Annotated in this window: 11 protein-coding genes and 2 pseudogenes; 9 read left to right on the top strand and 4 right to left on the bottom strand. The window is 71.4% G+C overall.

Annotation, left to right across the window (positions count from 1 at the left end; genetic code table 11):
* Positions 1-594 (top strand): annotated as a pseudogene (locus C1J00_RS28025) (serine/threonine protein kinase); the annotation flags it as partial.
* Positions 595-681: 87 nt separating this feature from the next.
* Here C1J00_RS28025 and C1J00_RS28020 read toward each other — a convergent pair.
* Positions 682-1,440: an SLATT domain-containing protein gene (locus tag C1J00_RS28020; protein WP_102911792.1), complete on the bottom strand. Its 759-nt coding sequence runs from the start codon at positions 1,438-1,440 to the stop codon at positions 682-684.
* A 276-nt stretch (positions 1,441-1,716) separates the two neighbouring features.
* Between C1J00_RS28020 and C1J00_RS28015 the strand changes: the two genes are divergently transcribed.
* The 3 genes from C1J00_RS28015 to C1J00_RS28005 all read left to right on the top strand — a co-directional run bounded on the left by C1J00_RS28015 (position 1,717) and on the right by C1J00_RS28005 (position 3,404).
* The gene (locus C1J00_RS28015) at positions 1,717-2,058 is read left to right on the top strand and encodes a YbaB/EbfC family nucleoid-associated protein (RefSeq protein WP_078615225.1); all 342 of its coding nucleotides are present in this window, start codon (positions 1,717-1,719) and stop codon (positions 2,056-2,058) included.
* Positions 2,059-2,152: 94 nt separating this feature from the next.
* A complete protein-coding gene (gene recR / locus C1J00_RS28010; RefSeq protein WP_102911791.1) occupies positions 2,153-2,752 on the top strand; it encodes a recombination mediator RecR in 600 nt (199 codons plus the stop codon).
* Positions 2,745-3,404, top strand: a complete 660-nt coding sequence (locus tag C1J00_RS28005; RefSeq protein WP_102911790.1) for a DUF5063 domain-containing protein — start codon at positions 2,745-2,747, stop codon at positions 3,402-3,404. Before recR ends, C1J00_RS28005 begins: the two co-directional genes overlap by 8 nt.
* 40 nt (positions 3,405-3,444) lie before the next feature.
* Here the strand turns inward: C1J00_RS28005 and C1J00_RS28000 are convergent, their stop codons facing one another.
* Positions 3,445-4,281, bottom strand: a complete 837-nt coding sequence (locus tag C1J00_RS28000; RefSeq protein WP_102911789.1) for a PhzF family phenazine biosynthesis protein — start codon at positions 4,279-4,281, stop codon at positions 3,445-3,447.
* Positions 4,282-4,453: 172 nt separating this feature from the next.
* Here C1J00_RS28000 and C1J00_RS27995 point away from each other — a divergent pair, with 172 nt between their 5' ends.
* A complete protein-coding gene (locus tag C1J00_RS27995) occupies positions 4,454-4,981 on the top strand; it encodes an SgcJ/EcaC family oxidoreductase (protein WP_102911788.1) in 528 nt (175 codons plus the stop codon).
* Between the two features lie 6 nt (positions 4,982-4,987).
* On the opposite strand, the gene C1J00_RS27990 is transcribed toward C1J00_RS27995, so the two are convergent.
* Together C1J00_RS27990 and C1J00_RS27985 are read right to left on the bottom strand one after the other, a co-directional pair.
* Positions 4,988-6,346 (bottom strand): sensor histidine kinase, encoded by a 1,359-nt coding sequence (locus C1J00_RS27990; RefSeq protein WP_102911787.1) that lies wholly within the window; start codon positions 6,344-6,346, stop codon positions 4,988-4,990.
* Entirely contained in the window at positions 6,343-7,047 is a 705-nt protein-coding gene (locus C1J00_RS27985; protein ID WP_102911786.1) for a response regulator transcription factor, read from the bottom strand. Before C1J00_RS27985 ends, C1J00_RS27990 begins: the two co-directional genes overlap by 4 nt.
* A gap of 232 nt (positions 7,048-7,279) precedes the next feature.
* Here C1J00_RS27985 and C1J00_RS27980 point away from each other — a divergent pair, with 232 nt between their 5' ends.
* The 4 genes and pseudogenes from C1J00_RS27980 to C1J00_RS27965 all read left to right on the top strand — a co-directional run.
* Entirely contained in the window at positions 7,280-8,569 is a 1,290-nt protein-coding gene (locus C1J00_RS27980; protein WP_102911785.1) for an aspartate kinase, read from the top strand.
* Positions 8,569-9,654 (top strand): aspartate-semialdehyde dehydrogenase, encoded by a 1,086-nt coding sequence (locus C1J00_RS27975; protein WP_102911784.1) that lies wholly within the window; start codon positions 8,569-8,571, stop codon positions 9,652-9,654. The genes C1J00_RS27980 and C1J00_RS27975 overlap by 1 nt, the downstream gene beginning before the upstream one ends.
* Before the next feature lie 521 nt (positions 9,655-10,175).
* Positions 10,176-10,751, top strand: coding sequence for a SigE family RNA polymerase sigma factor (locus tag C1J00_RS27970; protein ID WP_102911793.1), 576 nt, complete (start codon positions 10,176-10,178; stop codon positions 10,749-10,751).
* Positions 10,748-11,710: pseudogene (locus C1J00_RS27965) on the top strand (hypothetical protein); the annotation flags it as partial. The gene C1J00_RS27970 and the pseudogene C1J00_RS27965, both read left to right, overlap by 4 nt.

The raw sequence follows: 11,710 nt of genomic DNA, 5'->3' as shown, positions 1-11,710 counted from the left end.
CCGTACGGCCCCCCGCAGCCGCAGCGCGGAAGGGACGGCCGTTCCACCGCCCTGCTCGTCGTGATCGCCCTGGTCGTAGCGCTCGCAGCGGGCGGGTCGGTGTACGCGCTGATGCAGGGCGGCGGCGACGACCGGGGCGACGACCGCCCCGGCCCCACGCAGGGCACGGGCACGTCCCCGACCACCCCGGGCCCGTCCCCGACGACCTCGCGGCCGGACACCTCCCCCTCACCGGCGGACGGCACGATCCCGGCCGGGTACCTCGGCACCTGGACCACGACCATCGACAACGCCGACGGCGAGCACAGCCGTTCGCTCACCCTCCAGCAGGGCGAACCGGGCGACACGGTCCTGTCCCTCGTGGCCGACGGCCCGACCAAGGGCGGCGGCACCTACCACTGCGTGTTCGAGGGACGGTTGAGCGCGAAGCCCGGCACCGACGGCGCGCTGAGCATCGGCCCGACCACCGTGAAGGTCGGACAGCCCCGCTCCGCCTGCACCCCGGGCGCGGCCACCCAGGTGGCCCTCCTCCCCGACGGCACGCTGCAGCGCGTGAACACGAGCAGCGGGGAGCGGCTGACGTACCGGAGGTGAACACTGCCGTCGGCCGTCAGGTCGTCGAACGTCGGGCGCGTTCCGTTCGGCGGGACCGGATCGGCACGCGCGCGGCTTCGAGGCCCCTCACCGCGGCTCCGGCGGGCGCTGGCGCGGCATGTTCGGCCGGGTCCCGCCGTGCGGCGGCACCGTGAACCGCCCGTTCACCCCTGCGTCGGGCCCGCGGCCGGGCCCCGGGAACACCACCGTCTGCAAGGCCACCGGCGCGGCACACCCCGACCGGAATTCGCCCATCCAGTCGGCGGTCTCCACCCGCACCAGTTCCGTCATGTCCTCGGAGAACCTGCGCAGCACCCCGAGGCACCGCTCGGCGGCCTCGCCGGCCGTGCCCTCCGCCGGCCCGAGCACCTCCCGCACGCTCTCCGCGGCCCAGTCGAACTGCAGCGCCTGCAGTCGCCGCTGCACGGCCTGTGCGGTGGCCACGTCCCGCATCCACCCGGACGTCACCCCGAAGTACCGGTCGACGGCCATGCACGCCGCCCCCGCCAGCAGCGCCAGACACCCCCAGGGCGCGGTTCCGCCCGCGACCCCGGTCAGATCCAGCAGGGGCAGCGCGACCCCGGTGACCGCCCCGGCCGCGGTCCCGCAGCGCAGCATCCGCGCGCACCGCCGCTTCCACACCCGGTCCGCGAGGTACCAGGCCGCCGTGCGCAGCGCCCCGCGCTCCACCCACCGGTACAGCTCGTCCAGCCGGACCGCCGGCTCGCCCCAGTCCCCGAGCGGGAGGACCCGCCCCGTCAGATCGCCCGGCCGCAGCCCGGCCGCCGCCTGCTCGCCCCGCCCGTCCTGAGGCGGCCCCTCGGGCTGCATCTCCGGCTGACCCACCCGGCACTCCTCACTGACCACGAATGACCACGTACGGTTCACTCACCGATCACGCTGCGCGATGGACGAAAGCCCGCTTCCGGAGCGCGCCCGACCCTTCCTACCTCCCAATGGGTGGCGAAGACGTCGCTTTCGCCTCTTTTCCGCCCGGAAGTATTCCTTGATCAGGTATAGGGCGCGAGGGGGACTCACTCGAAAGAGTGCTGGGGCGACGGCAGCCCCGACCACGTAGGCTCGTGCCGAACGGGAAAACCCGTACCGAGCAAGGAGCTGATCGTGATCCCCGGTGGTGGCCAGCCCAATATGCAGCAGCTGCTCCAGCAGGCCCAGAAGATGCAACAGGACCTGGCACAGGCGCAGGAGGAACTGGCGCAGACGGAGGTCGACGGGCAGGCGGGCGGCGGTCTGGTGACGGCCACCGTCACCGGCGCCGGTGAGCTGCGCGCCCTGAAGATCGATCCGAAGGCGGTGGACCCGGAGGACACCGAGACCCTCGCCGACCTGGTCGTGGCGGCGGTCCAGGCGGCCAACGAGAACGCTCAGACGCTGCAGCAGCAGAAGCTGGGCCCGCTCGCGCAGGGTCTGGGCGGCGGCGGCATCCCCGGTCTGCCGTTCTGACCCCGCTCACCGCCTTCCTCGGACAGGCGGCGGACAACTACGGTACGTACGGGACGGTGCGTACCGACCCCGAAGACCCCGGAAAGGCAGTCCGTTGTACGAAGGCGTGGTCCAGGACCTGATCGACGAGCTGGGGCGGCTGCCCGGCGTCGGTCCGAAGAGCGCGCAGCGGATCGCCTTCCACATCCTGCAGGCCGAGCCGACGGACGTACGGCGCCTCGCGCAGGCCCTGATGGAGGTCAAGGCGAAGGTCCGCTTCTGCGCGACCTGCGGCAACATCGCGCAGGAGGAGCTGTGCAACATCTGCCGCGACACCCGCCGCGACCCGGCCGTCATCTGCGTGGTCGAGGAGCCGAAGGACGTCGTGGCGATCGAGCGCACGCGTGAGTTCCGGGGCCGCTACCACGTCCTGGGCGGCGCGATCAGCCCGATCGACGGCGTCGGCCCGGACGACCTGCGCATCCGAGAGCTCCTGGCCCGCCTGGCGGACGGGACGGTCACCGAGCTGATCCTGGCCACGGACCCGAATCTCGAAGGCGAGGCGACGGCGACGTACCTCGCCCGCATGATCAAGCCCATGGGCCTGAAGGTCACCCGCCTGGCCAGCGGCCTCCCGGTGGGTGGGGACCTGGAATACGCGGACGAGGTCACCCTCGGACGCGCCTTCGAGGGGAGACGACTCCTAGATGTCTGACGCCACGCTGCACGCGACCGACCAGAACCCGGACGATTTCTCGGTCCAGATCGCGGACCAGATCGAGAGCTTCCTGGTCGCCGTCACGGAGGTCGCCAAGGGCGACGAGCCGGAATCGGCCGTGCCCTTCCTCCTCCTGGAGGTCTCACAACTCCTCCTGGCCGGCGGCCGCCTCGGCGCGCACGAGGACATCGTGCCCGACGAGCGCTACGAACCCGACTCGGGCCCCGAGCCGGACGTCGACGAGCTCCGCGAGAACCTGGCCCGCCTGCTGGACCCGGTCGACGTCTACTCCGAGGTCTTCGACCCCTACGAGCCCCGCAAGGCCCCCGTCCCGGCCCGCATCTCCGACGACCTCACGGACGTCATCACCGACCTCCGCCACGGCATGGCCCACTACCGCGCCGGCCGCACCACGGAGGCCCTGTGGTGGTGGCAGTTCTCCTACTTCTCCAACTGGGGCTCCACCGCCTCGGCGAGCCTGCGGGCCCTCCAGTCGGTCCTCGCCCACGTCCGCCTCGACCAGCCCCTGGCCGAACTCGACGGCCTGGACACCGACCAGGGCATGGGCGACGACACGCTGGAGATCGAGGCGGGCCGGGTGATGGTCGAGGAGATCGCGGAGCCCCTGGGGCTGCGTCCGGCGAAGTAGCCGGTCGGATCCGAGTAGCCGGTCGGATCCGACCGGCCGGTCAGATCCGAACGGCCGTACCGGTGACGCCGATTCCGCTGTGCGGGTCCGCCGGAACCGTCACCGTGATCGTGCTCGGGCGGCCCATGTCCGCGCCCTGATGGATCGTCAGGGTCGCGGGTGTGGGCGCGAGTCCGAGTTCCCTGAGGTAGCCGCCGAAGGCGGCCGCCGCCGCTCCTGTCGCCGGGTCCTCCCTCACGCCGCCGGGCGGGAACGGGTTGCGGGCGTGGAAGACGGTGGGGGACTCGCGCCAGACCAGGTCGATCGTGGTCCAGTCCCTTCGGGCCATGAGGGCGGTGAGCGGGGCCATGTCGTAGTCCAGGTCCGCCAGCCGGTCCCGGGTCGCGGCGGCGACGACCGGGTGCCAGGCTCCGGCGAAGGCCACCCGGGGCGGCAGGGCCGGGTCCAGGTCCCCGGCGGACCAGCCGAGGATCGTCAGCAGCTCGGTGAGGCCGGCCTCATCGAGGGGGACCGTGCGCGGGGCGACGCTCACCAGGGTCGCCACGAGGGTGCCGTCCGCCGCCCGGTCCGTGGTGACGGTGACCAGGCCCGCCGCGGTGCGCAGCAGCAGCCGCCCGGTGCCGTGCCGCTGCGCGTGGGCGACAGCGGTGGCGATCGTGGCGTGGCCGCAGAACGGCACCTCGGCGAGCGGGCTGAAGTACCGGACGTTCAGGGAGCCGTCGCAGGCCTCCACCGCGAACGCCGTCTCGGAATAGCCCACTTCGGCCGCCGTCGCCAGCATCGCCGCGTCGTCGGCGCCGCTCGCGTCGAGCACCACTCCGGCGGGGTTGCCGCCCTCGGGATCCGTGCTGAACGCCACGTAGCGCAGTATCTCCATGCCCAGACCGTAGCGCCCGGCCCACGGTCACGCAGCGTGATTTGGCGGTTCCCTGTACGGGCCCTGGACGCGCGTTGTACGGCCCCTGAACGGCGAGACGCGAGGCTGGAGTCACTTCCACCGCACAGAACGCGGAGGCAGGCCGACTCCCCTCGATCCCACCGGAGACGTCATGAACCGTCGCCCCGCCCGCCGGCGTACAGCCGTAGCCGTCACCGCCACCGCGGTCCTGGCCGCCGGCACCTTCGCCCTCGGTGCCGGGGTCGCCGGAGCCGATCCCGGGAGCAAGGGCGGCAAGCACGCCCAGCCGGTGACCGAGACGCAGGTGCTCGGCCTGTTCGAGCAGTGGAACGCGGCGCTGCGGACGGGTGACCCGGAGAAGGTCGCCGACCTGTACGCGAAGGACGCGGTCCTGCTGCCGACGGTCTCCGACCAGGTCCGTACGGACAGAGCCGGGATCGTCGACTACTTCGAGCACTTCCTGCGGAACGAGCCGGCCGGCACGAAGGTCGAGTCCGTCGTCAACGTCCTCGACCGCGACACCGTCATCGACACCGGCGTGTACGAGTTCGAGCTCACCGACCACGACACGGGCGAGAAGAGCGCCGTCAAGGCCCGCTACACCTACGCCTACGAGAAGCAGCCGAACGGCAGGTGGCTGATCGTGAACCACCACTCCTCGAAGATGCCGCAGGGCTGAGCCGGGTCAGCCGCCGCCTCGGTGGGACGCCCGCAGCGTGATCGTCACGCACAGGCCGCGACCGGGAGCGTCCGTCAGCGCCACGGTGCCGCCGTCGTCCGTGGCCAGCTGCTTGACGACGGCGAGACCGAGGCCGGAGCCGGACTTCCCGGTCAGGCCCTGGCCGCGCCAGAAGCGGTCGAAGGCACGGGACTTCTCGGCGTCCGACATGCCCGGCCCCTCGTCCAGGACCGACACCCCCACCACGTCGCCCCGGGGCTCCACCCGCACGGTGATCGTCCCGCCGTCGGGCGAGACCTCCAGGGCGTTGGAGAGCACGTTGTCCAGCATCTGGTCCAGATGACCGGAACTGGCCAGCACAGACGGCCGGCCGTCGGTACTCCCCCTGAGCGCGATGGTGACTCCGCGCTCGTCGGCGGCCGGCCTCCACACGGCGAGCCGCTCCCGCACGATGTCCATCAGCGGGAGCGGCTCGGCCGCCGTCACCTTCGCCTCGGCCCGGGCCAGCACCAGCAGCCCGCTGACCAGCCGGCTCATCCGGACGACCTCCGCCGTCGCCTGCTCCACGTCCTCCCCGACGAACTCGTCGTCGACGCCGTCCGCGATGTTGTCCAGGGACAGCCGCAACGCCGTGAGCGGGGTGCGCAGCTGGTGGGAGGCGTCCGCGACGAAGATGCGCTGGGCCGCGATGAGGGTGTCCAGGCGTTCGGCGCCCTGGTTGAGGGTGCGCGCCAGGGTCTGGGTCTCGGGCGGGCCCGTCACGGGGGAGCGGGCCGTCAGATCACCGTCGCTGAACTTGCTGGCCATGTCGTTGAGCTGGCGCAGCGGCCGGGTGAGGCGACGGGCCACCACGACGCCGAGCAGGGCGGCCACCCCGAGGACGAGCACGGCGAGAACCGCCCGGAAGCCCCAGATCTGCCAGAGCCGGCTGGTCATCTCGTCGGTCGAGTACAGGATGCGCACGGCGCCGACGACCCGGTCCGTGCCGGCCGCGCGGGCCGGCACCGTGATCTCCAGTTCGGGGCCCCAGATGAAGGAGGAGCCCCAGTCGGTCGTGGACCCGCCCTCCTCCAGGGCCCTGGTCAGGGCCGCGTCCGCCGTCGGCCGCGGCAGGTCCGCCGGGCACTTCGCGGTGCGGGTCACCTGGATCTCGTCGTCGTAGGCCTTGGCCATCTCCTCCAGCGCCTGGCAGGAGGCGGCGCGGCCGTCGCCCAGGAGCAGGGCCATGGCGTCGGCCTCGCGCAGGACGGCCGACCTGGTGTCGCCCCGCAGCTGGTCCGTGAGCGTAAACGCCACCGGCACGGTGAACAGCGCGATGGCGACCGCGACGAGCAGGACGTAGCTGCGGACGAGCTGGCGGATCATGAGCTGGTGCCGTCCCCGCCGGTGACCTTCGCGATCTCCAGCCGGAAGCCGACCCCGCGTACCGCCTCGATGGTGATCGCCCCCGCGAGCTTGCGCCGCAACGCCGCCACGTGCACGTCCAGCGTCTTCGTCGGGCCGAACCAGTTCGCGTCCCAGACCGCTTCCATGATCTGCTCACGCGACATCAGCGCCCCGGGCTCCTCGGTGAGGAAGGCCAGCAGGTCGTACTCCTTGGGCGCGAGGGCGACCTCCTCGCCGTCCAGGCGCACCCGGGCCGCCTTGCGGTCGATCGTCAGGCGGGTGCCGTAGTGGTCGGGCCCGGCGTCGGGCGTGCCCGCGGCGGTGCGGGGCCGCGTGCGGCGCATCACCGCCCTTATCCGCGCGATGACCTCCCGCACGCCGAACGGCTTGGAGACGTAGTCGTCCGCGCCGAGCTCCAGGCCGACCACCCGGTCGGTCTCGTCGCTGCGGGCGCTGATCACGATGATCGGGACGTCGCCGCGCTCGCGCAGCGCCTTGCAGACGTCGAGGCCGTCGGTGTCGGGCAGGCCGAGATCGAGCAGGACGACGTCGTAGGGGCCCCCGTGACGGAGGGCCGCCTCGCCCGTGGTGACCCACTCGACCTCGAAGCCGTAGCGCGTGAGGCCACGGCGCAGGGACTCGGCGACCGGTTCATCGTCTTCCACCAGGAGTACGCGCACAGCCGAACCCTAGTGCTTGAAAGTTGTCTGACCCGTACCGGACCAGGTGCGATTGTGACGCCGGGCACTTTTCCGCGTGGCGTGTGCCCAGATGGGCATGAGCGACTCTGGACGGGTCCCGAGATCTCACCATGCGATATCGCGGAGGGGTTTTTCGGACGCTCGTTAGACTGAGCCGACCGCGGTACGAATGCGTATGAGCGGACAGAGACGGATTGAGCGAGGAGCGCACGTGGGCCTTGTCGTGCAGAAGTACGGAGGCTCCTCCGTAGCCGATGCCGAGGGCATCAAGCGCGTCGCCAAGCGGATCGTGGAAGCGAAGCAGAACGGCAACCAGGTGGTTGCCGTGGTTTCCGCGATGGGCGACACGACGGACGAGCTGATCGATCTCGCCGAGCAGGTATCCCCGATGCCTGCCGGGCGCGAGCTCGACATGCTGCTGACCGCCGGAGAGCGGATCTCCATGGCCCTGCTGGCCATGGCGATCAAAAAGCTGGGCCACGAGGCCCAGTCGTTCACCGGCAGCCAGGCGGGTGTCATCACCGACTCGGTCCACAACAAGGCCCGGATCATCGACGTCACGCCGGGCCGGATCAAGACCTCGGTGGACGAGGGCAACATCGCGATCGTGGCCGGTTTCCAGGGCGTCAGCCAGGACACCAAGGACATCACCACGCTCGGCCGCGGCGGCTCCGACACCACGGCGGTGGCTCTCGCCGCCGCCCTCGACGCCGACGTCTGCGAGATCTACACCGACGTCGACGGCGTGTTCACCGCCGACCCGCGTGTGGTGAAGAAGGCCCGGAAGATCGACTGGATCTCCTTCGAGGACATGCTCGAACTGGCGGCGTCCGGGTCGAAGGTGCTGCTCCACCGCTGTGTGGAGTACGCCCGCCGGTACAACATCCCGATCCACGTCCGGTCCAGCTTCAGCGGACTGCAGGGCACGTGGGTCAGCAGCGAGCCAGTCGTTCGCACGACACAGCAAGGGGACAAGCAGGTGGAGCAGGCTCTCATCTCCGGTGTCGCGCACGACACCTCCGAGGCCAAGGTCACGGTCGTCGGCGTGCCGGACAAGCCGGGCGAGGCGGCCTCGATCTTCCGCGCGATCGCCGACGCCGAGATCAACATCGACATGGTCGTGCAGAACGTGTCCGCGGCCTCCACGGGCCTGACGGACATCTCCTTCACGCTGCCGAAGACCGAGGGCCGCAAGGCCATCGACGCGCTGGAGAAGAACAAGGCCGGCATCGGCTTCGACTCGCTGCGCTACGACGACCAGATCGGCAAGATCTCCCTGGTCGGCGCCGGCATGAAGACCAACCCGGGTGTCACGGCCGACTTCTTCACGGCCCTGTCCGACGCGGGCGTGAACATCGAGCTGATCTCGACCTCCGAGATCCGCATCTCGGTCGTCACGCGTGCCGACGACGTGCCCGAGGCCGTCCGTGCCGTGCACTCCGCGTTCGGGCTCGACTCCGACAGCGACGAGGCCGTCGTCTACGGGGGCACCGGCCGCTGATGGCCGATCTCCGACAGGACGCCCGGACCGTACGGTCCGGGCGTCCGACGCTTGCCGTGGTGGGGGCGACCGGAGCCGTCGGCACGGTCATGCTCCGGATCCTGTCCCAGCGGGCGGACGTCTGGGGCGAGATCCGGCTGATCGCCTCCCCGCGCTCGGCCGGCCGCAAGCTGACCGTGCGCGGCGAGGAGACCGAGGTCCTCGCGCTCACCGAGGAGGCCTTCGACGGGGTCGACGTCGCCATGTTCGACGTCCCCGACGAGGTCGCCGGGCGGTGGGCGCCCGTCGCCGCCGCCAAGGGCGCGGTGGTGGTCGACAACTCCGGTGTGTTCCGGATGGACCCGGACGTGCCGCTCGTCGTGCCCGAGGTCAACCCGCACGCCGTGCGGATGCGCCCGCGCGGGATCATCGCCAACCCCGGCTGCACGACGCTCTCCATGATCGTGGCCCTGGGCGCGCTGCACGCCGAGTTCGGGCTGCGCGAGCTGGTCGCCTCCTCGTACCAGGCCGTCAGCGGCGCCGGGCGCGAAGGCGTGGCGACCCTGCGCCGGCAGCTGTCCCTGGTCGCCGGCACGGAGCTGGGGACCAACCCCGGCGACGTACGCCGGGCCGTCGGGGACCACACCGGGCCGTTCGCGGAGCCCGTCGCGCTGAACGTCGTGCCGTGGGCCGGAACGGCGCATGAGGACGGCTGGTCGTCGGAGGAGCTGAAGGTGCGGGACGAGTCCCGCAAGATCCTCGGGCTGCCCCGTCTTCCCGTGGCCGTCACCTGTGTCCGGGTGCCGGTGATCACTACGCACTCCCTGACCGTGCACGCCCGCTTCGAGGGCGAGGTCACCGTCGACAAGGCCCGCGAGATCCTCGCCACGGCGCCCGGTGTCGTGCTGTTCGACAACCCGGCCGCGGGGGAGTTCCCCACCCCCGCCGACGTGGTCGGCACCGACCCGACCTGGGTCGGGCGGGTCCGGCGGGCGCTGGACGACCCGACGGCTCTCGAACTGTTCGTGTGCGGGGACAATCTGCGCAAGGGTTCCGCGCTCAACACCGCGCAGATCGCCGAACTGGTCGCGGCCGAGCTGCGCTGACGGGGTCCCCGACCGGTTTTCGTGAAGTTTCGCTGCGTCAGAACACCCCGGCCGATGTCACAGGCGGTTTGTAGGATCTGTGTACGACATGTGAGCCGGTCGATGGTCCGGACCACTTGTCCATGGCGCTTCGGCATCAGAGGATTTACCTCCCCGTCCTCCGCAACCACGCGGAGGGCGGGGAGCGTCTTTGCGGTCGCCCTTCGGCCGTGGGAGCGCTTCATCAGGCGTGGGGACGCCTGGAACCGGGCGTGGGGACGTCCGTTCACATCTGGACATAGGGGAAGAGCGGGACGCATGAGGGCATTTGATGCACCATCGGTTGTGCTGCCTGACGCGGGTAGACCGTCGGCGGCGACGGTCGGCATGAAAGTGTTGCCCGGCACGTACAACCCTCACAGGGGTCAGCGTGTCCAACAGGCGTGGCAGAGGTACTCGACTTCAGCGCGGCACGCGGCACGGTCCTTCGACCGCCCCGTCCGGCGGCTCTACGACCCCGCATGGCCGGTACGCCCGGTGGCATGCCGGTGATCGCGCCCGTGCCCGCAGCGCGGCCGGCCCGCATACCCGACCAGCGTGACGGCGCGGAGGACGGCCTGGTGGCCGGCACCACGGTCGACCACCTCACCGAGACCTACCGAGCGCACTACCGCTCGCTGCTGGGTCTCGCCGCCCTCCTCCTCGACGACACCGCCTCCTGCGAGGACGTCGTCCAGGAGGCATTCATCCGTGTCCACTCCGCCCGCAAGCGGGTCCGCGAACCCGAGAAGACCCTGGCCTACCTGCGCCAGACCGTCGTCAACCTCTCGCGTTCCGCGCTGCGCCGCCGCATACTCGGCCTGAAGCTGCTGTCGAAGCCGATGCCCGACATGGCCAGCGCCGAGGAAGGCGCCTACGACCAGTTGGAGCGCGACTCCCTCATCAAGGCGATGAAGGGGCTGCAGCGCCGCCAGCGCGAGGTGCTGGTGCTGCGCTACTTCGCGGACATGACCGAGGCACAGGTCGCCGAGACCCTCGGCATATCGCTGGGCTCGGTCAAGGCGTACGGCTCGCGCGGTATCGCGGCACTCCGGCTGGCCATGGAGGCGTCGGCATGAGTGAGCGCAACGGCGCCGGCGGCAACGGGCGCGAAGGCCCCGAACCCGCCGAGCGCCTCGACGAGCGGCAGACGCCGACAACGCTGCACGGGCAAGATCCGAAGCAATCGCACACTGGGAACGGAACTGTGAACGACGGCCCCGACGACCAGAGCCCGGACGGGCTCGGCTCGGACGAGCTGGACCTGCGCACGATGCTGCACCAGGTGGTGCAGGAGGTGGAGCCGCGCGACGGCACCCTGGAGTACCTGCGCAAGGCGGTGCCCCAGCGGCGGACCCGCAAGCGGCAGGCCGTCGTCGGCATGGCCGCCGCCGCGCTCTTCATCGGCACGGCCATCCCCGCCCTGGTGCACGTCTCCAACGCCACCGGCTCCGACGCCAACCCTTCCGCCATCGGCCACGCCTCCGAGACGCAGGGCGGCTCGGGCGAGGGGAAGGGCCAGGACGGCGGCGAGAGCACCACGGGCGGCTCCTCCGGCAAGGCCGAGGGCAAGGAGAAGAGCGACAAGAGGGAGAAGGACGAGGACAAGGGACCCGGCGCCTCCACCGGCGCGTCCCAGGGCGGTACCGACCCTTCCTCCACCGCCGCGGCCGGTATTCAGGCGTGCACCGCGGCCCAGCTCGGACCCGCCTCCGCGAGCGCGGGCGCCCCCGACTCCACGGGCGCGGTCTCCGGCTCCTTCCGCGTCGTCAACGTCTCCGCCGCGGCCTGTACGGTCACCGGCCCCGGCTCGGTGAGCGCGCTGCCGCAGGGCGCCGCCGACATGAGCAAGGTCGGCTCGACCCGGCACACCGCCGGTGACGCGGCGGCCGGTCTGCTGCCCGACCCGTCCCTGGAGGCCGCCCAGCTGGTGCTCCAGCCGGGCATCGGCTACGACGTGAAGTTCGCCTGGGTCCCTTGTCCTCGTCCTTCTCCCTCTTGTCGCTCTTCTCCTTGCCCTCGGCCTTGCCGGAGGAGC

The sequence above is a fragment of the Streptomyces cahuitamycinicus genome (assembly GCF_002891435.1).
GTDB lineage: Bacteria > Actinomycetota > Actinomycetes > Streptomycetales > Streptomycetaceae > Streptomyces > Streptomyces cahuitamycinicus.
The sequence above is the reverse complement of the archived record's forward strand: the minus strand, read 5'-3'. Positions and strand labels throughout refer to the sequence as shown.

Excerpts from the sequence above, each read along its gene's own strand:
- C1J00_RS28005 (WP_102911790.1), top strand. The coding sequence starts at position 2,745 with ATGTCTGACGCCACGCTGCACGCGACCGACCAGAACCCGGACGATTTC.
- C1J00_RS28000 (WP_102911789.1), bottom strand. The coding sequence starts at position 4,281 with ATGGAGATACTGCGCTACGTGGCGTTCAGCACGGATCCCGAGGGCGGC.
- C1J00_RS27995 (WP_102911788.1), top strand. The coding sequence starts at position 4,454 with ATGAACCGTCGCCCCGCCCGCCGGCGTACAGCCGTAGCCGTCACCGCC.
- C1J00_RS27990 (WP_102911787.1), bottom strand. The coding sequence starts at position 6,346 with ATGATCCGCCAGCTCGTCCGCAGCTACGTCCTGCTCGTCGCGGTCGCC.
- C1J00_RS27975 (WP_102911784.1), top strand. The coding sequence starts at position 8,569 with ATGGCCGATCTCCGACAGGACGCCCGGACCGTACGGTCCGGGCGTCCG.
- C1J00_RS27970 (WP_102911793.1), top strand. The coding sequence starts at position 10,176 with ATGCCGGTGATCGCGCCCGTGCCCGCAGCGCGGCCGGCCCGCATACCC.